Raw genomic sequence first — 25,213 nt, 5'->3', positions numbered from 1 at the left:
TAAGGGGAATATGAGGAAAATACTTATAGTAGAAGATGAAGTATCAATAAATGATATTTTGACAACATCTTTAAAAAGAGAAGGATATGATGTAGTATCAGCATTTACAGCTAGAGAAGCATTAATATTATTTGATGGTTTTAAGCCCGATTTGGTCTTATTAGATTTAATGCTACCAGATGGTAAAGGTGAGGAAATTTGTAAGGAGATTTATAAGAAAGCATGTGTAATTATGATTACAGCAAAAAGTAATATATTAGACAAGCTTAATGGTATGGAAATTGGAGCTGACGATTATATAACAAAACCCTTTGATATTAGAGAGGTAAAAATGAGAGTTAAAGTGGCTCTTAGAAGATTAGAAGATACTGCAGTTATAGAAAATAATAAAAACCTTGAAAAAGGATTGTTTATAGATATTCAAAAAAGAGAAGTAAGAAAAGATGGAGAAGTGATTAAGTTAAGTAAAAAAGAATTTGATATTATTTGGTTGCTTTATAGTAATAAAGAAATGGTATTTTCTAGGGAGCAATTATTAAATAATGTTTGGGGAATAGATTATTATGGAGATGATAGAACTATAGATGTTCATATAAGAAGGCTTAGAGAAAAGCTTGGTGAGGAAAAAGGACAATCTATAATAGAAACAGTATTTGGGGTTGGATATGTGATGAGGTAATTATGAAGATAACTTTAAAAGGAAAAATTTCAGCTGCATTATTTGCTGGATTAATATCAATAATAACTATTTCATATATAGTTATTAATATAGTTTTAAATAATAATTTAGAAGATTATATAAATAACGATATGAGAGGAATAATTACTTATGCTAAAGAAAGTTGTTCTTCATTAGTGAAATTAGAAAATACTAATAATGCATGGCTTACGTTGAATAAAATAAGTTCATTATTTGATATATATATTAGTTGGAATGATGAGAATGTTGGGCAAGTTATCTATGAAGATGATATTGAAATGTATAAGGGGTTAGAAGGTGATAATAAATCATTATTAAGATTAAGTTGTGATGATGATATGTTTTTTGCAACTTTATATTATCCCTTATATGTTAATGGTGAACATGAAGATAATTTAATTATACAGAAAGATTATTCTAAAATCTTTATGACAAACAATAGGGTTTTAAAAATAGTTATAGGGACAGAAGCTATATTACTGTCTATTCTATTTATAGTAATATACTTAATAATAAATAAGTCTACTAAACCATTAAAGAAATTAGTAATAGCCATGGATTCTTTAGGAAGGGGAGAAGTTGTAAGTAATCTTCCTATAGAAACAAAAGATGATATTAGCATTATTACTGAAGGTTTTAATGATATGAAAAATAATATAGTAGAAATGAAAAATAATACTAAAGAGTTTTTTAATAATGCAACTCATGAACTAAAAACACCTCTAACAGCTATAAGGGGATATTCTCAAATGTTACAGGATGAGAATTTTGAAGATGAATTTGTACTTAGAGCTGTAGAGAGAATTGAAGAAGAAAGTATTAAGATGAATAAGTTAGTAGAAAAATTACTAATGATTTCAAGAGAAGAAGCATTAGTTCAAGTATATTCTGAAGAAGTAAATATTAATAAAATGACTAAAAGGATTATAGAGGCTTTCCATAATCAAATTAGAGATAGAGGTTATAATATCTCTTTAAGTGAAAAGGCTGAAATTAAGATTATTGTAATTAAGGAAGAGGTTGAAAGTGTATTAACTAATCTAATAGAAAATAGTTTAAAGTATTCAACAACTAAAGATATTAATATTGAAATAGGAATAGATGAAGGAAAGGGTCATTTTAAAATTTATAATGGTGTTGATAAGATAAAAGATGAAATAAAGGATATTTTACTTGAACCATTTATAAAAGGTGATAATAAAGATAGACAAATATCTAGTTCAGGACTAGGATTATACATTTGTAAGAGATTATGTGAAAAAAATAATTTTAATATATATTATAATTTAGAGAAAGATTACATTGAATTTGTTGTAAAGTTTGATAAGAATTAATAAACGTTAATGTTTATTTAGTATAAAATATTTAATGGTTTACAGTTTGTTAAGAAAATATTAACTAATATATAATTGAATATATTTCCTAGAAGGAGTAAAATGCCTCTTATAGCTTTTTTTAGCTAGAAAGAGGAGGATTTAAGAGGAAATGATGAGTATTATAGAAAACAGATTTAAAGATTTAGTTATGATAGTAACAGGTGCAGCTGGTGGAATAGGAAAGGCTATTGCATTAAGAGCAGCCAAAGAAGGCGCTAAATTAGTTTTAGCAGATATGAAAGAAGAAATGAGCAAGGAAACTTTATCAGAAATTAGAGAAATAACTCCAAATGTAGAGTTTTTAATATTAGATTTATCAGTAGCTGAAAACTGTAAAAAGGTTGTAGATACTGCAGTAGAAAAGTTCGGCGGAGTTGACATATTAATAAATAATGCAGGGATAACAGGAATTCCAGCTCCAGTACATCAAATGCCAGAAGAAATGTTTAGAAGAGTATTTGACTGTAATGTTATGACAGTATTCCATATGTCTAAAAACTTTATTGGACAAATGTTAAAAGATAATAAGGGTGGAGCAGTAGTTAATGTTTCATCAGTAGCTGGATTAACAGGATTCCCAGGACATTCAGCATATGTTACATCTAAACATGCTTTAAATGGATTAACAAGAAATATGGCATTAGATTATGCTAAGAATGGAATAAGAGTTAATGCAGTTAATCCAGGAACTACAGATACACCAATGTATCATGAAGCATTAGAATTCTTAAAGTCTAAGAGAGAAGCAGCTGATAAAGCTGGAATTAAACAAGAGGTCGGAATAGTATCAGGAAAAACTGTATCTCCACAAAATAGAGTTGCAAAGGCAGAAGAAGTGGCAGATGTATGTTTATTCTTAGCATCAAAAGAAGCTAGTAATGTAACAGGAATATTTATGCCTGTAGATGGTGGATTTACAGCATTCTAGTTAATAATAAATTTATATATAATTAAAATAAATGGAGCAGTAGATAACTTTGATTTTATACAAGGTTTTATACTGTTCCTTTTATTATTTAAGAAAACATATTTAATTTAGTAAGAATATATTAGTGAGTTTGTATGGATACAATTGTCATAAATAGAGATGGTGGTATAAAATGGATTTAACGTTTTATAATTAAGGAGGCAATTATTAATGAATAACCAAATAAGATTTAAAAAATTAATACAAACTGCTTTACTTGCAGCATTATGCTTTGTATCTTTTACTTATTTACAAATAAAAATTCCAGTGCCAGGTGGAGATGCTACTTCACTTCATATTGGGAATGCATTTTGTGTTTTAGCAGCTTTATTACTTGGGGGGTGGTATGGAGGATTAGCAGGTGCCATAGGTATGACAATTGCAGATTTGCTTGATCCTGTATATATATTGGTAGCACCTAAAACATTCGTGTTAAAATTGTGTATTGGCTTAATAACAGGGTTAATAGCACATAAAATTGCTAAAATAAGTGAAAGTAATGATAAAAAATATATTTTTAAATGGAGTTTAATTGCATCAATAGGAGGACTTGCTTTTAATGTAATTGCAGATCCTATTGTGGGATTTTTTTATAAACAATATATTTTAGGACAACCACAGGATGCAGCTATGATTTTAGCTAAGCTAAGTGCAGCTACTACATTTATAAATGCAGTTGTGTCAGTTATATTAGTAGCAATTATATATAATGCTATAAGACCAATTTTAAAGAAGTCTGGATTATTATTACCTGTTTAATATAGTTATTAAAATACCTGAAAATTTGCAGGTATTTTTTTATTTTATAGAGAAGTCTTATCCATAAGCACATTTATAAAATGTTTTTCTTAATATAGTTGACAAGCTTTTTAATAGTAGTATAATAGTTCGCATAGGAACTAAAAGGTTTGTATGCGAACTATTAAAGGAGGCATAATTTATGAAAGAATCTAAAAGTGGAATTTTAGCAGTTAGTAAAAGAACATTACTACTTGTAGCAGGGTTAGTATGGGGAATAGCAGGATTTAGAGTTTTTACATTAGGAGAAGGAGATGTATCATCATATAATGGAAGCGTAATTATAAGTACAGCTATTTCTTTTATAATATTTTTTATATTCTTTAACTTTATATTTAAAAAAATGTCTGTTAAACACACAAAAAGAATAGTAAATAGTAAGTTAAGAAAGCAATGTGTATTTTCTTTCTTTGATGTGAAAGGATATATAATAATGGGATGTATGATGACATTCGGAATTATTGTTAGAAGTAGTGGAATTTTTAATCCTTTTTATATTGGTATATTTTATATTGGATTAGGAGCAGCATTATTTTTAGCAGGTATTCTATTTATAATAAATTTTATAAAGTTTGAAGATACTAAAATAAAATATACAGTTTAAAGTTTGGAGGACGAGGTTATGAAGCAATATGATTCCTTTGAAATTGCTATGTTAATAAAAGAAATTTATTCAAGTACTATGGGGATAGTAAGTGAAAGCTTAAAGGACAGTGGGTTAACCCATCAACAGATAATGATAATTAAATTAATTGCTCATAGTGGACAAGTTACTATATCTAAATTGTGTGACGAAATGCATTTGGCAAAGGGAACTGTTTCAGGAATAGTTTCAAGAATGGAAAGTATGGGATATATAGAGAAGATCAAGAATGATGAGGATAAAAGAAATACGTATATTACATTTTCTTATAAGGGAAAAGAATTTGCCAAAGAGTTTAGAAAAACTATAAATGACAGCTTTGATAAGATATTTGAAAATTTTACTGAAGAAGAAGTTGAAGAAGTAAAGAAAAATTTAATTGATTTAAGAAATAAGATAAAAAGAGTCTAATTAATTTATAAAAATAATGGAGGAAAATAAAATGAATGGGATTTTAATATTTGCAATAATAACTATAACATTAGCATTAGTATTTTATACAATTGGTGTATTTGGAGAAAGAAAAGCAAAAACACTAGGAAAAAAACATGTAATTATATTTTGGATAGGATTAATATGTGATACAACTGGTACTTTAACAATGTCACAAATTGCAAAGTCAGGTGTAGAAACAATAAGTAAAACAAGTCAGATGCTTCATAGTGCTACAGGACTTTTAGCTATAGTTTTAATGTTATTTCATGCAGGTTGGGCAACTTGGGTATTAGTTAAAGGTAATGATGTACAAAAGGCTAAATTCCATAAATTTAGTATACTTGTATGGGCGATATGGCTTATTCCTTATGTAATAGGTATGATTATAGGAATGGGTGCATAATAAATTATATAAAGAATTAAAATAACTCTGATAAAATTTTAATTTTATCAGAGTTATTTTACTATAAAAAAAGCAGGTAATAATATAAGAAAATACATGGAGTTTACTTCGAATTTGTAATAATATATAGTTTGAAAAATGTAATATTTTAGAAAAGTAATATGTGAAGAGGAAATAGTTATGAGAAAAAATGAAGTAAAAGATTTAACACAAGGAAATGTATTTAAACTTATTTTAGGATTTTCAATTCCCCTACTTTTTGGAATGCTATTTCAACAATTTTATAGCATGGTTGATACAATTATTGTTGGAAGGTATTTAGGGGTTAGTGCTTTAGCGGAGGTTGGTTCTACAGGGTCTATTAACTTTATGATAATTGGGTTTTGTATGGGGGTTTGCAATGGATTTGCAATACCGGTAGCGCAAAAGTTTGGAGCACGAAATTATAAACTTTTACGTAAGTATGTATTCAATAGTGGAGTAATGACAGTAGTGTTTTCGTTAGTTATGACACTTATAGTTTGTTTATTTTGTAGAAATATTTTAGTTTTTATGAATACACCGAATGATATAATTGATGGAGCATATAGTTATATATTTGTTATATTTTTGGGTATACCAGTTACTTATCTATATAATTTATTAGCAGGTATAATACGATCACTTGGTGATAGTAAAACGCCACTTATATTTTTACTTATATCTTCAATACTTAATATTATTTTAGATTTAGTATTTATAATAGTTTTTCATATGGGAGTATCAGGTGCGGCTTGGGCAACTGTTATATCACAAGGGATTTCAGGAATAAGTTGCTTGATTTTTATGAAAAAAAGATATAGTATACTTAAGTTTGAAAAAGATGAACTAAAAATTAATAGACATTGTATAAGAAGATTATGCTATATGGGAATTCCTATGGGTTTACAATATTCTATTACTGCAATAGGAAGCGTAATACTTCAAACGGCTGTAAATGGATTAGGATCACTTGTAGTTGCGGCAGTTACTGCAGGGGGAAAAATTTCTATGTTCTTATGTTGTCCATTTGACGCATTAGGATCTACAATGGCTACTTATGCAGGGCAAAATGTTGGTGCAAATAAATTGGATCGTGTAAATGAGGGAATTAAAAAAAGTATAATAATAGGATCTATATATTCTATATTTGCGTTTTTAATATCTATCTTGTTTGGAAAAACTATAGCACTACTTTTTGTAGATGGAAGTCAGGTAGAGTTGCTTTCAATGGTAAATAAACAGTTAATAATAACAGCAGCATTTTATATTCCACTATGTTTTGTAAATGTTGTACGTTTTACTATTCAAGGAATGGGATATTCAACTTTTGCAATATGTGCAGGTGTATGTGAAATGATAGCTAGAGCAATATGTGGTTTTGTTTTAGTTCCTATGTTTGGATTTACTGCAGTATGTTTAGCGAGTCCGATTGCCTGGATAGCAGCAGATGCCTTTTTAATACCTGGATATATAAGTGTATTTAATAAAATGAAAAGAATAGTAAAGATTTTAGATAATGAAAAAAATAATAATTCATTAGAAATCAATAAGGTTATGAATTAGTTTAATATTAAAAATAAAATTTTAAAAATTAAATAATTATATAAAAATACGTTGAATTATAGGTTGTACAACTTAATATTAGTTCAACGTATTTTTATTTATTATTTAATAATAATATTAAATAATAAATAAAATTGGTAAAAAATATTGAAATTTAGTAATATATATATAGTAAAAAATAATAAAGGTTTTACTGGTATGTTTTTATAGCATTAAATATAGGAAATATTACAATAACAATAAAGTTTTAAGTGGTGGTTTTAAGAAATGGGGGACTAAAGAGATGAAATTTAGAGTAGTAATAAGTTTATTGATAGTATGCATTATAACAAGTATTTTGATTCCTATTGAAGTTTCAGGAGAGATGTTAGAAAGGGATATGTTTGATAAGTTATCTATTGATGATGGACTTTCAAATGAACATGTTACATCAATATTTCAAGATAGTAGGGGGTATATATGGATAGGAACAAAGGATGGACTTAATAGATTCGATGGAGAAAGGATAAAAATATATAATTGTAATAGAGATGAAAAAAAGTCCTTAAGTTCAACATATATAAATGCAATAGAAGAAGATGTTTATGGGAATATATGGATAGGGACTGACAGTGGTTTAGATATTTTAATTAGAGATACAGATAATATAGTAAGGGTTAAAGATATAGAGAACGGGGGAACTTATTTAGGGCAGATAAAAATTACAACCTTATTACGTAGCAGTACTGATAATGATATTATGTGGGTTGGTACTGAAAATGAATTAATGAAAGTAAATATTAAAGATTCAAGAATTGAAAGTGTATATAATTCAGAAGATGAGAATAATTTATTAACTAACTCATATATAACACATTTAGAGGAGGGGGAAAGTGATGGTTTTTTATGTGTAGGCACAGCATATGGAATAAACATAATTGATTCTAACTCAAATGTAATTTATAATTCAGCTGATCTTTTGGATGAAAAGCTATATATTTATGATATTGAAAAAGATGTAAATGGAAATATATGGATATTAACTAAAGAAGGAATTATATTGTTTAATTCAATAGAAGATGATAAAGAAATTTTAACGATAATAAATAGTGATAAAATAAAAAAATATAATATATATACAGGAGAATTATATAGTGCTGTTGATAATCTAGAAAGTATAAAGGTTAATAATATTCAATGTATTTTAGGTGATAGAAATGGGAATATGTGGATATCTAGCAATGATGGGATTGTAAAATATTCTGTGAATAGCAATAAGTTAGAGCTTATAAAAAAAGATAGTAATAATAGTAATTCACTAATAAGTAATTATGTAACTTGTTTTTATGAGGATTCTAATGGTACTATTTGGATTGGAACTGAAAAAGGTATAAGTATTTTAAATTTAAATAAACAGTTTAGCTCTATTAGTGGAATGATTAATGAAGACGGAGAATTAGATGATAGCAATGTAATAAGTATATTACAGAATAATGAAGAAGTATGGATAGCAACTAAATTTAATGGTATATATATATATGATATAAAAAGTGGTAAGTTAATAACTAAAATATATGAAAATGATAATTTAAGTTTAAAAAATAGGTATATAAAAAATTTATTTAAGATAAATGATAAATATATGGGATTAGTCACCAATAAAGACATAATTTTAATAAATATAAGAAAATACGAATTAGCAGAATATTTTATGGAGAATGAATATTACTGTGATTTAAAATATTCATATAATGATGGAGAAAATCTTTGGTTAGCATCAACTGAAGGATTTTATACCTATAATATAGAGGAAAATAAATTAACCACTAATAATGAAAAATTAATAAAATATAATATTAATCCTACTACTATAACTTATATATTAGCTGATAATAATGATTCCAATGTTATTTGGTTAGGTGGAGTAAATACTGGAGTAATAAAGTATCATAAAGAAAATGGTGTTATTGAGCAATATTTCAATTATGATTCTTATAAAAATTCAGTAATTAGCAGTTTTATAACTTGTATGGTTTTTGATTCGTTTGGTGATTTATGGATAGGAACCAATGTAGGCTTAGGTAGGCTTGACATAAAAAAGAATACTTTTACTTTTTATACTAAAGAAGATGGATTAACAAATGATTTTATAAATTCAATTTTAATTGATGATAATGATAATCTTTGGATAAGTACAAATAAGGGATTAAATAAATTTAATTCAAAAGATGGATATATAAATGCTTTTACAAAGATGGATGGTATAATAGGATATCAATTTTGTTTAAATTCTAGCATAAAACTTTATGATGGTAATATGATATTTGGTAGTACAAATGGTATTACTTATTTTAACACTAATAATATAGAAGATACTAGAGTCGGTGTGAATGAGGTTGTAATTGGAGATATTTCTGTAGGTAAGAATAGAGTTGTTTATGATGAAGAAGAATTAGTTTTAGATTACAATAATAAAGATTTATATATAGAGTTTTTCGTACCTAATTATGAAAATTTAAACAACATAACATATCAATATATGATTGAAGGCATAGATACAGAATGGGTATACTTAGATTCTATTAGTTATCTAAGTATTAAGTTTTTGGATCCAGGCAAATATAAATTAAAATTGAGGGCTAGAGATGGACATGGTAATTTAACAGAAGAGACAACTATGAATTTACGAGTTAAAAATCCTATTTGGAGGAGTCCAATAGCCTATATTATATATATAGCTACAGCATTAATATTAATTATTTATATAGCAAATTATGTTAAGATATTACGAAAATTAGTGGATCAAAAAACTGTGAAGCTTAATAAACAGTTAGAGGAAAATAAAAAACTAAGTGAAGAAATAATAAATAAAGAAAAATTTAAAAATAATTATTTTGTAAACTTATCTCATGAGCTTAGAACACCTATAAATGTTATATCATCAACAGTACAGTTAATAAATTCTCTTAATAAGGAGGATTCTATGACTAAGGATAAAGCAGTTAAATATATGAATATTATAACTAAGAGTTGTAATAATCTGCTAAAAATAATAAATGATATAATAGATAGTTCTAAAATAGAAACAGGACATTATAAAATTACTAGAAAAGATAATGATATAGTATATATAGTTGAGGAAGCAGCCCTTAATATGAGTAAATTTATTGAGGAAAAGGGGTTATCCCTTATAGTAGATCCTGATATGGAAGAAAAGGTAATTTATTGTGATGAAAATGAAATAGAGAGATGTATAATTAATCTATTAGGTAATGCAGTTAAATTTACCCCAGAAGGTGGAGAGATTAGAGTATATATTAAGGAAGTTGATAGCTATATTGAAGTTAGCATAGAAGATACAGGTATAGGAATATCAAAAGAAGATCAAGAATTTATATTTGATAGATTTTCACAAGTTGAAGGAAGTGGTGCTACAAAGGTAAGTAGTAGTGGAATCGGTCTCACACTTGTTAAGTATATTGCAAAGTTACATGATGGATATGTTAAGCTTGAAAGTGAACCAAATAAAGGTAGCAGATTTACTATAGGGCTTCCAGATATAACAGTAAAATGATTTTATAGTTAGTGAACTACCAAATCAATATATACTTAGTAAAAATATAGATTATAAAGATAATACTATAACACTAGTTAGTGTTGGTGATGTTATTACAAGTGAAAAGCTAACAGGTTTGAATAATGATATGGCCAATTATGGCTTGAAGAATAAAAAGTTAATAATAAAGCAAGAGGGGATTGATTTAACAAACCTAGAGTAATATATGGAGAGTTTGAAAAATAATCAAAATAATGGAAGTAATAGTAAGGTTGTTAGTGAAGTTGATAAAAATGAGATATTTAATGAACTAAGAGCAATATATCCAGAAATAAAGCAAATATATTTTGGTTATATTGATGGGAAAAATAACAATAATATAGATGTACTTATAATATATAGTGATAATATTGATTTAAATAAAAATATAAATAATATTTAAAGTTGGTTTAAGATAAGAGTTAATTCGGATAATGCAAAGGTATATATGGAAATTTTAAGTGAATAAATTATAAAGATGGGATGTATCAAAACTATAAATTCAAATAATTAATAAATTGCTAACTACAGCTTAGATGCTGTGATACCGAAAAGTAATATTTTATGTTTCGTTCTAACAGTGGTTAGTAGATTTATTAAATTGTGAAAATAGAATTTTGATGTATTCCATTTTTAATTAACATAATACTATAAAGTTAAAGGGATTTATATTATAATAGTAATAAAATGCGTAAAGTTAAAAGGACATTGAGGTGAAGGAGAATAATGGCTACGTTAAAGGAAATAGCAGATAAAGTAGGGGTATCTTTAGCCACAGTATCTAGAGTTCTAAATAATGATAGTGGAATTTTAGTGGCTGATGAAACAAAGGAGCAAATATTCAAGGTAGCAGATGAGTTAAATTATAAGACAGCAAAACAAAGAAAAGGCAAAAAACTATCAAAAAGAATAGTAACTATTGGAATTGTAGAAATGTATGATGTAGTTAAACAATTACAGGATCCATATTATTTACTTTTAAGAAATATAGTAGAGAAGAAAGCTTTTGAAAATGATATAAAGTTAGTAAGACTTTTTAAAAAAGAAAATGATTATGAATTACTTGAAAATGTTGAATTACAGGGAATTATTGCTATAGGGAAATTTACTTCAGAAGAAGTAGATAATTTATCAGATAGAACAGATAATATAGTGTTTATAGATTCAGCACCAAATGATGAACTATATGATAGTGTTAAAATTAATTATAAATTAGGTGTAAAACAAGGCTTAGAACATTTTATTAATCTTGGTCATAAAAATATTGGATTTATTGGTGAAAAATATACATTAGGTGATAATAAACTTCCTAGTTTTGATGATAGATTAAAATTCTTCTATGAATATATGGACAGTAATAAATTATTGAAAGAAGAATATATAATTAATAGTGATATGACAGCAGAAGGTGGATATAAAGCTATAATTAATTATATTGATAGTAAAAATGAAATGCCAACAGCGTTTTTTACAGCTAATGATGCTATAGCTAGTGGAGTAATTAAAGGACTATATGAACGTAATATAAGGGTACCAGAGGATATAAGCATAATAGGGTTTAATGATACTATAATATCACAATATACTCATCCACCATTAACGGCTATAAGGGTACATATTGAGTATTTAGGAGAAGTTGCTGTAGATCTTATGCTTGAAAAATTAAAGGGCAGAAGTTATGCAAAAAAGGTAATAATACCTAGTGAATTTATATTAAGAGATAGTGTTAGAAAAATATAATATAAAACTACGAATAAGAAAGTATTTTTAAGGAATTAAGGTACTTTCTTTATTTTTTATTTTATTATTTTTTTACAGTAAAATTGTAAGTAAAATATAAATGATATATTATATATATATTAAAAAATAAGAATAGGAGAAAAAGAAAATGCATGAGAAAAGCAATAAATTTATTTGCAATTATGGTTATGATAAAGAGATAGTAGAAACTACAAGGAATAAGTTAAGAGAAATAAAGGAATCCGGATATTTTATAGGAAAAAATAATAAAAATATATATTATGAGAAATATAGTATAGATAATGAAAAAGGAAGAATAGTTATATCACATGGGTTTTCAGAATGTATAGATAAATTTACAGAAATGATTTATTATTTTATGGAAATGGGATATTCAGTATATGCAATTGAACATAGGGGGCATGGAAGGTCAGGCTCTTTAAGTAAAAATGATAAAAGTCAGGTTAATGTAGAGAAATTTAAATATTATGTAGAAGATTTAAAGATGTTTTTAGATAAAGTAGTAGTTGAAAATGGTGTTGATTTATATTTATATGCTCATTCAATGGGGGGAGCTATAGGAACTATGTTTTTGGAAGAGTATAATGGGTACTTTAAAAAAGCTATTTTAAGTGCTCCTATGATGGAAATAAAAACTGGAGATTTTCCGAAGTGGATGTCTTATATAATAAGTAGTTTATATATAGCAGTTGGAAAGGGTGAAGATTATTTGTTTGGGCAAGGGCCCTTTGATGGTAAATATGATTTAGATAACTCTGGAACTAGTAATAAGTATAGATATGAAAATCATTTATCAGAATTAAGAAGTAATGAAGAACTTCAAAGATCAGGGGGATCATTTAAATGGGTTTTTGAATCGTTAAAAGCTAGTGATAAAATAGTTAAAAAGAAAAATGTTGAAAAAATAGATATACCTATATTGCTTTTCCAAGCTGGAAGAGATACTTTTGTAAAAGATGGGGGGCAAAATAAATTTTGTGAAAGGGCCAAAAATTGTAGAAAAGTAAGGTTTGATAATGCAAAACATGAGATATTTGGAGAAAATGATGAAATACTAATGGAGTATCTAAAAATAATAAAAGAATTTTTAAAATAAAATTTTACTAAAAATATTGAAAATTTTACTGTGAATATATATAATAACATTAAGAAAACGTTATCTAAAGTTTTGGAGTAAAAGGAGCAGTTAAATTTATGGGAATTATAGTTGATAAATCAGAAAAAATATTTAATATTCAAAGTAAAAATACTTCTTATGTATTTGGAGTAGATAATGAGGGGTTACTTAGACATTTATATTGGGGAAAGAAAATTGAAAATACTGAAGAGTTTGATATGCCTATATTAATTGAAGTATCAACAAATGATCCAGTATATGAAATTACAAAAGAAGAGTACCCAGTATACGGTAGTTTAAGGTATAAAGAGCATTGTTTAAAGGCTACCTTTGCTGATGGAAGTAGAGAGTTAGTTTATAAATATCATGGATATGAAATTAAGGATAATGAGTTAGTAATAAAATTAAAGGATGCTTATTATGACTTTGATATTAATTTACATTATAAAGTTTATGATGAGTATGACTTAATGGAAAGATATGTAACTGTTAAAAATAATTCTGAAGATATTATTGAAGTTGAAAAGATACATAGTGGACAGTTCCATATTCCATATGAGGATTTAAACTTTTCTAATGTTCATGGACACTGGGGAGCAGAACAACAAAGATTTGTTCAAAAAGTTAACTATGGAAAAATAGTTATAGAAAACAGAAGGGGTATATCAAGTCATAATCATAATCCATATTTCATATTAGACAAAAATGCAACTGAAACTACAGGAGAAGTGTTTTTTGGAGCATTAAAATTAAGTGGTAACTTTAGTGGGGTAATTGAACAAACACAGTATGGAGAAACTTTAGTTCAAATGGGTATAAACTCACATGATTTCTTAATGAAACTTGAGCCAGGAGAGGAATTTGTTTCACCGGGAATTATATCAGGGTATAGTGATTCAGGTTTTGAAGTTATGACTCATAACCTTCATAATTTTGCTAAAGATAGCATATTAAGAGAGGGATTAAGACCGGTATTATATAACTCTTGGGAAGCAACTGAATTTAAAGTTAATTGTGATGAGCAGATAAATCTTGCGAAAAAAGCTAAAGAAATAGGGGCAGAGTTATTTGTCGTTGATGATGGGTGGTTTGGAGAAAGACATGGAATAGACAATGGATTAGGGGATTGGTATGTAAATAAAGAAAAGTTCCCAGAAGGGTTAGATCCATTGATCAAAGAAGTAAAAGATATGGATATGATGTTTGGAATTTGGGTTGAACCAGAAATGGTAAATCCGTTATCTCAATTATATAAGGATCATCCAGAGTGGATATATCATTTTGCAACTAGAGAAAGTGATACATCTAGAGGGCAATATGTATTAGATTTAACTAAGAGTGAAGTGAAAGAATATATTTATAATATGTTAGATGAACTTCTTTCTACTTATGATATTGATTATATTAAATGGGATGCAAATAGACCTATATCTCAAAGTAACCTAGAAAAAGATATTTGGTACAAGCATATAGAAGCAGTTTATGATATTGTAGAATGGTTAAAAGTTAAACATTCAAATGTTTTGTTTGAAGCATGTGCGTCAGGCGGGGGCAGAATTGATTATGGTATTTTAGGTATATTCGATGATTTTTGGACAAGTGATAATACTGATGCTTATGATAGGTTATTTGTTCAAGAAAGTTATTCTTATATATATCCAATTAAGGCTATGAGAGCTTGGGTTACAGATTGTCCGAACTTCTTATCAAAAAGGGGTATACCATTAAGATTTAGATATCATAGTGCTATGATGGGTACATTAGGTATTGGTTGTAATATATTAAAATTTAATGAAGAGGAAGTAAAATTATCTCAAGAATTAGTAAAAGAATACAAGGAAATAAGACATATTGTTCAAGAAGGAGACTTCTATAGAATAGAAAATACATCAAAAAATAATTATAGTATTTATCAATATAATAAAGATGATGAAAGTTTATTGTTTGTATTCTTACCTCAAAGTTTAATTGGACATAGAGGTGTAACTGTTAAACTTAGAGGGTTGGAAAATTATTCTAAATACTTAATAAAAATTAATGATGAAGAAATAATTAAAAGTGGAAGTTACCTAATGAATAGAGGGTTAGATATAAAATTAAGTGGAGATTATTCTAGTGATATTATAAAGATTAATAGAATTTAGTAAAAAAACAATATAGATTATTAATTTCTGATTAGAATGTAAGAGTTCTTTAGAAGTTAATAATCTATTATTTTTTTATTTTGGATCTGATAAATAAAATATATGGTTCAATAAGGTTCAATGATACTAAATGGTAAAAAATTAATAAAATTAGTAAAAATTAAGTAAAATTTTACTGTAAAAATACTTGTAAAACGTTTTCTGGTATGTTATTATATAACCATAAGATGTGAAAACAATTACAAAGTGTTGAAAATTAAAGGCTATAATGGAGGTAGAGGATTATGGGATTATCATTTAAAGAAAAGTATTCTTTTGGGATTGGAGCATTAGGAAAGGATTTATGTTATGCAATAGTATCTAGTTACTTAATGATTTATTTTACTGATTTAGTTGGACTAGCGCCTGCTTTTGTTGGTAGTTTGTTCTTAGTAGCTAGGTTGTGGGATGCGCTTAATGATCCAGCTATGGGAATGATTGTTGATAATACAAGAACAAAATGGGGAAAATTTAGACCTTGGATTTTAATAGGAACAGTAGTAAATGCAGTTGTGTTAGTATTTTTATTTAAAAGACCAGAAGGGTTACAAGGAGCTTCTTTATATGCATATTATTCAGTGATGTATATACTATGGGGAATGACTTATACAATAATGGATATACCTTATTGGTCAATGTTACCTTCTTTATCTAAGACTAAAGAAGAAAGAGATCAAATGTCAGTTATACCAAGAATATTCGCAAGTTGTGCATGGTTAATAATGGGTGCTTTTGGACTTGCAATAGTAAATAAGCTAGGAAATGGTGATCAAACTAAAGGATATGGAGCGTTTGCAGTAGTAATAGCAGTAATTTTTGTTGTGACTTCTATAATAACAGTTGTAAATGTTAAGGATAGAAGCAGCGAAAAGGTAGATTTAAATAAAAAAGCAGAAAAGACAAGTTTAAAGAAAGCATTTAAGCTTATAAAAGAAAATGATCAGCTTATGGTATTTATAGGAGTTGTACTTGCATATAACTTAGTTGCTCAATTATCAGGTGGAATGGCAATTTACTACTTCAAATATGTTGTAGGTAATGAAAATATGTATCCAGTATTTACAGCCTTTGCTGGACTTGCTGAAATAGGTGCACTTATGTTATTCCCAATGATATCTAAGAATATGAGTAAAAAAGGTGTGTTTAGATTAGCATGTTATCTACCAGCAGCAGGATTAATAATATTACTATTAGGTGGAATATTTATCCCAGGAAATGCATTTGTAATAGCTTTATCAGGAATAATAGTTAAATTAGGTTCAGGATTTACTTTAGGTGCAACAACAGTTATGCTTGCAGATGTTATAGATTACGGTGAAGTAAGATTTGGTTCAAGGAATGAAAGTATAATAGCTTCATTCCAAACTTTATTAGTTAAGACAGCATCAGCAGTTTCAGGTTGGTTAATAGGTGTTGGGTTAACAATAGTAGGTTATGTTCCAAATATAACACAAACACCAGGAACTATATTTGGTATGAGAGTACTTATGGTAGCGGTACCTTCAGCAATAACAATATTAGGATTTATTATTTATGCTAAAGGGTACAAGCTACATGGTGAATATCAAGAAAAAATAATGGATGAGTTAAATAAAAAGAGAGAAGTAATTGCTTAGAATAGAAAAAAATATGTAATTACAATTTAATAAATGGCAAATTGAAGTTTATATTCTCCGATTTGCCATTTGTTATATAAAAATATATTAATATAATAGTATTTTTGATATAATATTTTAGTAAAATTTACAGTAAAAAGGATGAGGTAAAAATGTTTTTAGGGGTAGATTATTATCCAGAGCACTGGAATGAAGATATGTTACAAGAAGATTTAAATAATATTATAGAATTAGGAAGCAATGTAATAAGAATTGGTGAATTTGCATGGCATATGATGGAAAGTGAAGAAGGAAAGTTTGATTTTTCTTACTTTGATCATGTAATAAATGAAGCTAAGAAAAAAGGACTAAATGTTATATTTGGTACGCCAACAGCAACTATGCCAGCTTGGCTAGCCAAAAAGCATCCAGATGTTTTAGGAGAATTTGAAGATAATACTAAGAGAGTATTTGGTGGAAGAAGACAATATTGTTTTAATAGTAAAACTTATCATAAATATAGTGAAGTAATAATAAGAGAGCTTGCAAATCATTATAAGTATGAAGAAGCTATAGTAGCATGGCAAATAGATAATGAATTTGGACATGAAGGTAGTGATGTATGCTATTGTAATGAATGTAAAAATGCTTTTAGAGAATATTTAAAAAAGGCTTACAATAATGATATAAGAAAATTAAATGAAACTTGGGGAACTAGGTTCTGGTCTCAAACATATAACGACTTTGATGAAATACCAGTTCCGGCAAAGACAGTAACAACACATAATCCAAGTCTTAGAATGGAATGGGAGAGATTTAGAAGTGTAAGTGTTGAAAATTATGCAGCACTTCAAGTAAAAATATTAAAACAAATACTAGGTGAAGATTCAGTAATAATTCACGATTTCTCAGGTGGATATTTTGATAAGAGCTTTGATTTCTCAAAGGTAGCAAAGCATATAGATGTAGTTGCATATAATAATTATCCTGTATGGGGAGGGCAAAGGGAACCAATTCCTGCTCATGAAATTGCTTGTGGATTAGATTATATGAGAGGTGCTAAAAGAAAGAATTTCTGGATTACAGAAGCTATAATGGGAGCGCAAGGTCATGATGTTATAGGGTATTTACCAAGACCAAACCAAGCTAAGATGTGGTCATATCAAGCAATGGCACATGGATGTAATTCTCTTATGTATTTTAGATATAGAGGAGCAACTCAAGGGGCAGAGCAATATTGTTATGGAATAATAGATCAAGACAATAAAAAGAGAAGAAAGTTCTATGAAGTTCAAAGCTTCTTTAATGATATGAAGAAAAATGAAGAAGTTATAAATAGTGAAATAAAATCAGAAGTAGCAGTTATTTACGATTATGAATCTATGGCATCATTTAGAATTCAAAAACAAAGCTTCTTAATGGATTATAAAAATGAAGTATATAGATTATATAGACCTTTCTATGAAAATAATGTAAATATAGATGTAATACCATCATATGTTGATTTTAGTGAGTATAAGGTTTTATTAATACCTACAATGATAGTATTTAAAATTGAAGTACAAGAAAGAATTAGAGAATTTGTTAAAAATGGTGGTAAAGTAGTATTTAGCTTTAGAACTGCTATTAAAGATTATTATAATAATTTAGCATTAGGACAGTTTAATCCAAGTTACTATACTGATTTAGTAGGAGGATTCGTTGAAGAAATAGAATCTCTTCAAGAAGATCAATATGTTGAAGTTAAAGGGATAAATGAATTTGAAGGTATTATAGGTAGTGGAACTGTATTTAGAGATATGCTAAAAACTACTACCGCAGAAAGCTTATTTATGTATAACGATGAATTCTACAAGGAGTTTTCAGCGGTAACTTTAAATAAGTATGAAAATGGAGAGGTTTATTATATTGGTACAGGAGTAGATAAGACTATTATGGATGTGTTAGCTAAGAAAATATTAAAAGAAGCTAATATAGAAATTATAGAATCAGAACTAGGTATTGAGGTTGTTAAGAGAGTAGTTAATAAAGAGGAATATTATTTTGTTATGAATCATACTGCTATGAAAAAAGAATTTAATGGAATTTCTTTAAGTCCTTATGAAAGTAAAATAATTAAGAAGTAATATTATAAAGTTATTTTAGAATAAAATTAATAGCTTTAACCATTTATTTAGTGGTTAAGGCTATTTTTATGTTTATTATATTTTAATAATAAATTAACTATAAATAAATTAATTTATTTATATAGGGGGAATATTATTATAATTAATTGCTATTAGAATGGAAAAATAATTATGATAAAAATAATATTATTAATAATTTATTTGGCATTAATATTAGGGGGTATATTTTTAGAAAATAAAAATCCTGCAGAAGCAATTTTATGGGTAGTTGTACTGATATGTTTGCCATATTTATGGACATAAGAAGTTTACAAGTGGATGATGAAATTTGTGGTGTTTTTTATAATAATAAAATTGTTGAAGAATATAGTAAAATATATATAAATGATATAAAAAACTATAAGGAATATACAATAGAAGATTTTGAGATGAGAACAGGGAATGATAAGTTAAAAGAGAAATTTTTCTTATTGTTTGCTCCTTTGATGTAAATATATAATATACAGCCTTAAAAGGAGTTATAATGACATGGGGGGAGTTTATTTAATTATAATTAGGGAGGAAAAAATATGAAATTAAAAAAGATGATAGTTTGTATAACAAAAGGTGATATAAGAAATTTTTTGAAGTTGCAAAATAAAATTAATATAAGTGATATTTTTATTAATGATGATTTAAGATTAATAGGAACTGTACAAGTATTTGGAATGAATATAAATATAGAGGCTGAATTGAATTTTTCTAAAGTTGAAAACAATAATATTTATGTGAATATAAAGAGCTTTAAGCTTTTAAAAATGAACATAGTAAACCCAATATCTAAAAAGGTATTTAATTATGTAATTAATGCCTTTACTGATATAGAAGGTGTTACATTTGAGGGAAATGACTTTAAATTAGAAGTTGCAACACTAGTTAATAAATACTATAAGGAACAAAGGTTTATTGATTTAAATAGAGTACAAGTTATAGATGTATCAATAGTAGATAAAGAAGTTGAAGTAGCTTTTGGGGGAATAGATATAGATACTGAAGTAATTAGAAAAGAGTATGGAAAAAATGAAGTTCCTTATGTTGAAGCTGAAATAGTAAGTGATGGAGAATAATATAAACAATTTAAAATATAAAATTTTGGAGATATACGATTAATGAATACAGTGATATATTTAACAAGACATGGACAAACTATGTGGAACATAGAAAAAAGACTACAAGGAAGAGGAAACTCACCATTAACTGAAGATGGTATAGAAAGAGCTAAGGAGCTAAGAGATAGAATAAAAGATATAAAATTAGATGTTATATATTCTAGTCCTATAGAGAGAGCACTTACTACTGCAAATATAATTAAAGGTGATAAAAGTGTAGAAGTAGTAACAGATGATGGGCTTATGGAAATGTGCTTTGGTGATTATGAGGGTAAAATAACAGATGAGGTTATGAAGGAAAATCCTAATTGGGATATAAGCCTTATTATGAAGGGAAATACTGAACTAGCAGCACCAAATGGGGAAAATTTAGCAGAAGTTAGAGATAGAGTAGCTAATGCAATGGACAGAATCATTGAAGAAAATCGAGGGAAAACTATTTTAATAGTAGCTCATGGAATAACATTAAAGGCTATTATGTATTACTTTAAGGATGAAGAAGTTAATTCGGAAGTTATGGGGCAAGCTACTTTAACAAAAGTAAATGTAGATGAAAATAATAGATTTTATATAGAATTTAAAAATGATAATAGCCATTTTTCTATAAAAGAGCAGAAGTTAGGCTGGTAATTGTATAAAAAAATTCCTACAGTAGTTTTACTGTAGGAGTTTTTTTATTGAGTAAAATATAATACTACCTAGAAGCTTTTCTATAGCCAGCATCAATTGCTTCTTGTTCACTATTAAAATTAACAAGGAATTTAGAATCAGCCATGTTTTCATAATCTCTTTGACCAGGGCAGTGATATATTTTTGAATTAGAGTTTCCTCTTATTACAGTTTTTTCAGTAGAAGAGGTAGACGTATTTGAATTATTAGTAGTAGGATTACTTGAAGTATTTGATGGTTCCGTTTTAGTTATTTCCTCACCACTAAGTGCACTATCACCAGTTACATAGTCTATTGTGATACCAGGTTGTATATTATAGATAAATACGTTAAATTCAATACCTTCACCATTATCTTCTACAGATTTAGCTTCTATTTGAACACCAGTAGCAACAAGGTTATTACCTTTAAATACAGGAGTTACTCTATATAAAACATGATTGTTTGTTTCTTTTATATAGTCAGCAACCATATTTTCATATGGCAACATTAAAGTTGCATTAAAGTATCTTGTCCCAGTAATTAAGTTTCTTTCATTAGCATTTTCAGCAGTTAATTGGAACCCAATTAAGTGAGATCTATTATAAAGATATTTTCCTTTTATAACATCTGTAGGATATTCAGCTGATTTCCAACCACTTGGTTTAACAGAACTAATAGATTCTCTTTTTTCTGTTGGCATTATATCAGTTCCTATATTTGCAAATGCAACTCCACATCTTCCTAAGCTATCTAGTGGACTATATTCTTCAAATGAAGTAGTTGTTAAGTCAGAATCAGAAAAATTAGGTATATTATTATTTAATATTATATAATCTTCGCCAGAGTATTCTGGAATATTTGAAATACTAATATCATCATTAGTATTTGGATTAGTTAAAAGTATATTGTTAGAATTAGAATCTTCAACTGATTGTCCCTTTGAATCAGTAGATGGATCATAAGTTGAAGAACAACCCATAAATCCACTTAAACATAGTAGAACACCAATTATCATAATAAGTGTTTTCTTAAATTTAAATAAGTTTTTCATTAATGTACTCTCCTATAGGTTTCTTTTGTTATTTTGTCATGAGATGATCCTTGAAATTCTTCTATGTTAATTATCTTCCAAGAATCATTATTTAGATTAATATCAAAATGAAAATCGGCAGGGTAAAGACGATTCCATTTATAAATAATTATAGTATTTATTTTATTTAGATAATTTTTTAATTCTTTATTTTCAACTAAAGAAAAATCATCATTAGAACATTCATTTAAAAAATTTTCACTAACAATTATATTTCCAGTATCAATATCTTTATAAAGTTTATAAGAGTATTCATTCATAAAAAGAGTTTTATCTTTAATAATTTCTTTTATATTCTCTCTAAGAACTTTATCTTGACTTTGTCTTCGTTTATTAAACATCATTCCATTTTTATCATCTAAACAAACAATTATATTCATTTACTATCCTCCTTTAATTATTCTTTGTAATATTATATCAAAATTTCATAGATATAGTCATATATGAATTAAATTATCACTAAAAAGTAAATAATAATAATAATGAAAAGAGGTGTAGAAAATGGAGAAAAAATTACTATATATAAGTGTTAACTCCAAGCCAGAAGAATTATCAGCATCTAAGACTGTAGCCAGAAGTTTTATCAATAGTTTTTTAGAAAAATATAATGATTTTAAGGTTGAAGAGGTAGACTTATATAAAGAGCATATACCAAGATTAGAATATCAATATTTCCAAGATAGAAATTGTGTTATTAGTGAAGAGGATGCGAAAAAATTACCAGAAAAGGATCAAAAGGAAATAAGAAAAATAAGAGAATTATGTGATCAATTTATAAGTGCAGAAATGTATGTAATAGCAGCACCAATGTGGAGTTTATCATTTCCAGCACCTTTAAAAGAATATATAGATTGCATAGTTCAAACAGATAAAACAATTTCTTTAGAAAAAGGTAAAAAGCCAAAGGGATTATTAAATGATAAAAAAAGATCATTAGTATATATAGAATCTTCTGGTGGTAATATACCTTGGGTATTGGACCCTATAATGGATAAGGGAGAAAACTATATAGCTAAAATAATGAAAGTTATTGGAATTAAGCATGTTCAAGAGCTTAAGGTAGATGGTACAGGCACAACTGAAGAAGAAAGAAAAAATGCTATAAATAAAGCCAAGGAAAAGATTGAGTCAGTATTAGTTGAAATAGACTTAGAATAATTAATTATAATATGTTTACTGATAAAATAAACTGAATCCTATAAAATAATAGGTTTCAGTTTGTTTTTTATGTAAATAAAAAAACTCCATTAGGAGTTATTAAGAAAAGTTTATTTAGATGCTGGTTCCCATTTACAACGAACTGGAGAAACGATAGCTTCTTCTTTTTTTAATTCTTTGAAAGCTTTGTCTATATCCTTACGATCAAGTCCAGATAATTTTTCTACTTCACCAGCACTAACAGGTTTTCCTGCTTCTCTCATAACATTTAAAATATTTTCTTTAATATCCATTCCAATATCCTCCTTGAATAATAATTATTATTTAATATTATATATTCATTATTAACATAAATCAATAATTATAATCAATCTAAAAAGAAAAAATAATATATTTTGGTAATTTTAAATCAGATAAAGTTATAAAAAATAAATATATTATTTTTTACTTGCTGTTTTTTTGGTTCTGAACATTAAATGCTTTAATGCATCCCAATTAAAAGGAATTAATGGATAAAGGTAGCTTTCACCAGTAAGTGTTTTAGTTGAAGCAACTACTGCAATGCTTATAATTATACCAATAATAAATCCCAAAGTACCGAAAAGCCCAGTAGTAACAAGTAATAATAATCTAACAAATTTTAATGCAAATGTTAGCTCTACACTTGGTTGAACAAAGCTTGAAAGAGCAACAATTGCCATATATAAGATACTTTGAGGAATAAACCAGCCTGATTGAACAGCATAGTCACCTAAGATTAAGCCACCTATAATTGATAAGGATGTTCCAAAAACATTAGGCGTATTTAAAGAAGCTAGTTTAAGACCGTCAATTGCAAATTCACCAATAATAAATTGCAAAAATAATGGTATTGTATATGAATCCTTAGGTAATAAGAAGCTAAGGGGCCCAATAAGCTAATTAGGATTATCAGTTATTAGTACATATATTGGTGTTAAAAATAAATTTACTAAAAGTACTATAGCTCTAATTAATTTTTGATAGTTGCCAGTAAATACAGGCATATAATAATCATCTATAGATTGAATAAAATCAAAAATATTTGAAGGAAAAATTAAAGCTGACGGCATATTATCTACTAAAATAACAACGCTTCCTTCAATTATTTGTGCAGCAGCAACATCAGGTCTTTCAGTAAATCTTACTTTGGGTAATGGGTTAAGCCAACTAGAAGAGTTTAATAATTCTATTAAGCTTTGAGCTCCTAAAGTTAATGATTTTACTTTTAAGTTGTCAATCATATCTCTAATTTTACTTAGTGTATTTTCTTTGACTGTTCCAGCTAAGAAGCCAATAGCAATATCAGTTTTTGAAATACTTCCTATGTTATGCATTTCAAAAGTAAGATGAGGATCACGAATTCTTCTTCTAATTAGAGCTGTATTAAAAACAATTGTTTCAACAAAACCATCATGAGAGCCTCTAAGAACCTTTTCTTTTTCAGGTTCTTCTACGCCCCTAGCAGGATAGGTTCTATAATCTAAAATTACTGCCTCATTAAAGTTCTCACATAACATAGCAGTTTGCCCACAAAGAATAGCGGTAATAATATTACCAATATCATCATCAGTAGAAGCTTCAATTGATGATAAAGCTTTTTCTATTAGTTCATTAGCTGTTTTTATACTAGTAAAATCTTTTTCACTTAGAGTATAAATATCTCTACGAACATATTCCATATTAGTATCTTTTACAAAACCGTCAAGAAAATAAAAGTAATATTTATGATTATGAATCTCTATGATTCTTTCAATTACATCAAAGCTCTTACCTAAATTTAGTTCTTCTCTTAGCTTTTTAACATTTAAATTAATATCATTAGTTAATTTCATATTTATCTCCTTTGTATAATAATCACACTATATATGTTTTGCTATTTTTTT

Annotated in this window: 22 protein-coding genes and 1 pseudogene; 19 read left to right on the top strand and 4 right to left on the bottom strand. The window is 27.1% G+C overall.

Annotation, left to right across the window (positions count from 1 at the left end):
* Positions 1-10 precede the first annotated feature (10 nt).
* The 18 genes from HCG76_RS07605 (at position 11) to HCG76_RS07520 (ending at position 21,040) form a co-directional block, all read left to right on the top strand.
* The gene (locus HCG76_RS07605) at positions 11-679 is read left to right on the top strand and encodes a response regulator transcription factor (RefSeq protein ID WP_221699599.1); all 669 of its coding nucleotides are present in this window, start codon (positions 11-13) and stop codon (positions 677-679) included.
* 2 nt (positions 680-681) lie between these two features.
* Positions 682-2,034 carry a sensor histidine kinase gene (locus HCG76_RS07600; protein ID WP_221699601.1) on the top strand — a complete coding sequence of 451 codons (1,353 nt, stop codon included), beginning with the start codon at positions 682-684 and terminating at the stop codon, positions 2,032-2,034.
* Between the two features lie 151 nt (positions 2,035-2,185).
* A complete protein-coding gene (locus HCG76_RS07595; protein WP_221699604.1) occupies positions 2,186-3,004 on the top strand; it encodes an SDR family NAD(P)-dependent oxidoreductase in 819 nt (272 codons plus the stop codon).
* Positions 3,005-3,214: 210 nt separating this feature from the next.
* Positions 3,215-3,802, top strand: coding sequence for an ECF transporter S component (locus HCG76_RS07590; protein ID WP_221699605.1), 588 nt, complete (start codon positions 3,215-3,217; stop codon positions 3,800-3,802).
* A 181-nt stretch (positions 3,803-3,983) separates the two neighbouring features.
* Entirely contained in the window at positions 3,984-4,445 is a 462-nt protein-coding gene (locus HCG76_RS07585) for a hypothetical protein (RefSeq protein WP_221699607.1), read from the top strand.
* A gap of 18 nt (positions 4,446-4,463) precedes the next feature.
* Complete coding sequence (locus tag HCG76_RS07580) at positions 4,464-4,895, top strand: MarR family winged helix-turn-helix transcriptional regulator (RefSeq protein WP_195988113.1); 432 nt, start codon at positions 4,464-4,466, stop codon at positions 4,893-4,895.
* Positions 4,896-4,926: 31 nt separating this feature from the next.
* Entirely contained in the window at positions 4,927-5,322 is a 396-nt protein-coding gene (locus HCG76_RS07575; protein WP_221699608.1) for an HsmA family protein, read from the top strand.
* A gap of 180 nt (positions 5,323-5,502) precedes the next feature.
* Positions 5,503-6,906: an MATE family efflux transporter gene (locus HCG76_RS07570; protein WP_221699610.1), complete on the top strand. Its 1,404-nt coding sequence runs from the start codon at positions 5,503-5,505 to the stop codon at positions 6,904-6,906.
* Between the two features lie 283 nt (positions 6,907-7,189).
* On the top strand, positions 7,190-10,459 hold the full coding sequence (locus tag HCG76_RS07565) for a sensor histidine kinase (RefSeq protein WP_221699612.1): 3,270 nt from the start codon (positions 7,190-7,192) through the stop codon (positions 10,457-10,459).
* A 208-nt stretch (positions 10,460-10,667) separates the two neighbouring features.
* Positions 10,668-10,883 carry a hypothetical protein gene (locus HCG76_RS07560; RefSeq protein WP_221699613.1) on the top strand — a complete coding sequence of 72 codons (216 nt, stop codon included), beginning with the start codon at positions 10,668-10,670 and terminating at the stop codon, positions 10,881-10,883.
* Positions 10,884-11,206: 323 nt separating this feature from the next.
* The gene (locus HCG76_RS07555; RefSeq protein ID WP_221699619.1) at positions 11,207-12,220 is read left to right on the top strand and encodes a LacI family DNA-binding transcriptional regulator; all 1,014 of its coding nucleotides are present in this window, start codon (positions 11,207-11,209) and stop codon (positions 12,218-12,220) included.
* Positions 12,221-12,368: 148 nt separating this feature from the next.
* Positions 12,369-13,337, top strand: coding sequence for an alpha/beta fold hydrolase (locus HCG76_RS07550; protein ID WP_221699621.1), 969 nt, complete (start codon positions 12,369-12,371; stop codon positions 13,335-13,337).
* 98 nt (positions 13,338-13,435) lie between these two features.
* Positions 13,436-15,502, top strand: coding sequence for an alpha-galactosidase (locus HCG76_RS07545; protein WP_221699623.1), 2,067 nt, complete (start codon positions 13,436-13,438; stop codon positions 15,500-15,502).
* Positions 15,503-15,786: 284 nt separating this feature from the next.
* Positions 15,787-17,157 (top strand): melibiose:sodium transporter MelB, encoded by a 1,371-nt coding sequence (gene melB / locus HCG76_RS07540; protein WP_221699625.1) that lies wholly within the window; start codon positions 15,787-15,789, stop codon positions 17,155-17,157.
* 152 nt (positions 17,158-17,309) lie between these two features.
* A complete protein-coding gene (locus HCG76_RS07535; RefSeq protein WP_221699626.1) occupies positions 17,310-19,262 on the top strand; it encodes a beta-galactosidase in 1,953 nt (650 codons plus the stop codon).
* Positions 19,263-19,522: 260 nt separating this feature from the next.
* Entirely contained in the window at positions 19,523-19,753 is a 231-nt protein-coding gene (locus HCG76_RS07530; protein ID WP_221699627.1) for a hypothetical protein, read from the top strand.
* A 78-nt stretch (positions 19,754-19,831) separates the two neighbouring features.
* Positions 19,832-20,368, top strand: a complete 537-nt coding sequence (locus HCG76_RS07525; RefSeq protein WP_221699628.1) for a hypothetical protein — start codon at positions 19,832-19,834, stop codon at positions 20,366-20,368.
* 42 nt (positions 20,369-20,410) lie between these two features.
* Complete coding sequence (locus tag HCG76_RS07520; protein WP_221699629.1) at positions 20,411-21,040, top strand: histidine phosphatase family protein; 630 nt, start codon at positions 20,411-20,413, stop codon at positions 21,038-21,040.
* A 64-nt stretch (positions 21,041-21,104) separates the two neighbouring features.
* Here the strand turns inward: HCG76_RS07520 and HCG76_RS07515 are convergent, their stop codons facing one another.
* On the bottom strand, positions 21,105-22,112 hold the full coding sequence (locus HCG76_RS07515) for a DNA/RNA non-specific endonuclease (RefSeq protein ID WP_221699631.1): 1,008 nt from the start codon (positions 22,110-22,112) through the stop codon (positions 21,105-21,107).
* The gene (locus HCG76_RS07510; protein WP_221699632.1) at positions 22,112-22,531 is read right to left on the bottom strand and encodes a ribonuclease Z; all 420 of its coding nucleotides are present in this window, start codon (positions 22,529-22,531) and stop codon (positions 22,112-22,114) included. The genes HCG76_RS07515 and HCG76_RS07510 overlap by 1 nt, the downstream gene beginning before the upstream one ends.
* 121 nt (positions 22,532-22,652) lie before the next feature.
* Here HCG76_RS07510 and HCG76_RS07505 point away from each other — a divergent pair, with 121 nt between their 5' ends.
* Entirely contained in the window at positions 22,653-23,309 is a 657-nt protein-coding gene (locus HCG76_RS07505) for an FMN-dependent NADH-azoreductase (protein WP_221699634.1), read from the top strand.
* A gap of 110 nt (positions 23,310-23,419) precedes the next feature.
* On the opposite strand, the gene HCG76_RS07500 is transcribed toward HCG76_RS07505, so the two are convergent.
* On the bottom strand, positions 23,420-23,602 hold the full coding sequence (locus HCG76_RS07500; RefSeq protein ID WP_221699636.1) for a transcriptional regulator: 183 nt from the start codon (positions 23,600-23,602) through the stop codon (positions 23,420-23,422).
* Positions 23,603-23,746: 144 nt separating this feature from the next.
* A pseudogene (locus tag HCG76_RS07495) lies at positions 23,747-25,162 on the bottom strand (spore germination protein).
* Between the last annotated feature and the right edge of the window lie 51 nt (positions 25,163-25,213).

The sequence above is a fragment of the Clostridium sp. K13 genome, assembly GCF_019734195.1.
Taxonomy (GTDB): Bacteria; Bacillota; Clostridia; order Clostridiales; family Clostridiaceae; genus Clostridium.
The sequence above is the reverse complement of the archived record's forward strand: the minus strand, read 5'-3'. Positions and strand labels throughout refer to the sequence as shown.

Excerpts from the sequence above, each read along its gene's own strand:
- HCG76_RS07590 (WP_221699605.1), top strand. The coding sequence starts at position 3,215 with ATGAATAACCAAATAAGATTTAAAAAATTAATACAAACTGCTTTACTT.
- HCG76_RS07530 (WP_221699627.1), top strand. The coding sequence starts at position 19,523 with ATGGGTAGTTGTACTGATATGTTTGCCATATTTATGGACATAAGAAGT.
- HCG76_RS07605 (WP_221699599.1), top strand. The coding sequence starts at position 11 with ATGAGGAAAATACTTATAGTAGAAGATGAAGTATCAATAAATGATATT.
- melB (WP_221699625.1), top strand. The coding sequence starts at position 15,787 with ATGGGATTATCATTTAAAGAAAAGTATTCTTTTGGGATTGGAGCATTA.
- HCG76_RS07525 (WP_221699628.1), top strand. The coding sequence starts at position 19,832 with ATGAAATTAAAAAAGATGATAGTTTGTATAACAAAAGGTGATATAAGA.
- HCG76_RS07565 (WP_221699612.1), top strand. The coding sequence starts at position 7,190 with ATGAAATTTAGAGTAGTAATAAGTTTATTGATAGTATGCATTATAACA.
- HCG76_RS07535 (WP_221699626.1), top strand. The coding sequence starts at position 17,310 with ATGTTTTTAGGGGTAGATTATTATCCAGAGCACTGGAATGAAGATATG.
- HCG76_RS07520 (WP_221699629.1), top strand. The coding sequence starts at position 20,411 with ATGAATACAGTGATATATTTAACAAGACATGGACAAACTATGTGGAAC.
- HCG76_RS07505 (WP_221699634.1), top strand. The coding sequence starts at position 22,653 with ATGGAGAAAAAATTACTATATATAAGTGTTAACTCCAAGCCAGAAGAA.
- HCG76_RS07515 (WP_221699631.1), bottom strand. The coding sequence starts at position 22,112 with ATGAAAAACTTATTTAAATTTAAGAAAACACTTATTATGATAATTGGT.
- HCG76_RS07570 (WP_221699610.1), top strand. The coding sequence starts at position 5,503 with ATGAGAAAAAATGAAGTAAAAGATTTAACACAAGGAAATGTATTTAAA.
- HCG76_RS07575 (WP_221699608.1), top strand. The coding sequence starts at position 4,927 with ATGAATGGGATTTTAATATTTGCAATAATAACTATAACATTAGCATTA.
- HCG76_RS07545 (WP_221699623.1), top strand. The coding sequence starts at position 13,436 with ATGGGAATTATAGTTGATAAATCAGAAAAAATATTTAATATTCAAAGT.
- HCG76_RS07585 (WP_221699607.1), top strand. The coding sequence starts at position 3,984 with ATGAAAGAATCTAAAAGTGGAATTTTAGCAGTTAGTAAAAGAACATTA.
- HCG76_RS07600 (WP_221699601.1), top strand. The coding sequence starts at position 682 with ATGAAGATAACTTTAAAAGGAAAAATTTCAGCTGCATTATTTGCTGGA.
- HCG76_RS07560 (WP_221699613.1), top strand. The coding sequence starts at position 10,668 with ATGGAGAGTTTGAAAAATAATCAAAATAATGGAAGTAATAGTAAGGTT.
- HCG76_RS07555 (WP_221699619.1), top strand. The coding sequence starts at position 11,207 with ATGGCTACGTTAAAGGAAATAGCAGATAAAGTAGGGGTATCTTTAGCC.
- HCG76_RS07550 (WP_221699621.1), top strand. The coding sequence starts at position 12,369 with ATGCATGAGAAAAGCAATAAATTTATTTGCAATTATGGTTATGATAAA.
- HCG76_RS07510 (WP_221699632.1), bottom strand. The coding sequence starts at position 22,531 with ATGAATATAATTGTTTGTTTAGATGATAAAAATGGAATGATGTTTAAT.
- HCG76_RS07595 (WP_221699604.1), top strand. The coding sequence starts at position 2,186 with ATGATGAGTATTATAGAAAACAGATTTAAAGATTTAGTTATGATAGTA.
- HCG76_RS07500 (WP_221699636.1), bottom strand. The coding sequence starts at position 23,602 with ATGGATATTAAAGAAAATATTTTAAATGTTATGAGAGAAGCAGGAAAA.
- HCG76_RS07580 (WP_195988113.1), top strand. The coding sequence starts at position 4,464 with ATGAAGCAATATGATTCCTTTGAAATTGCTATGTTAATAAAAGAAATT.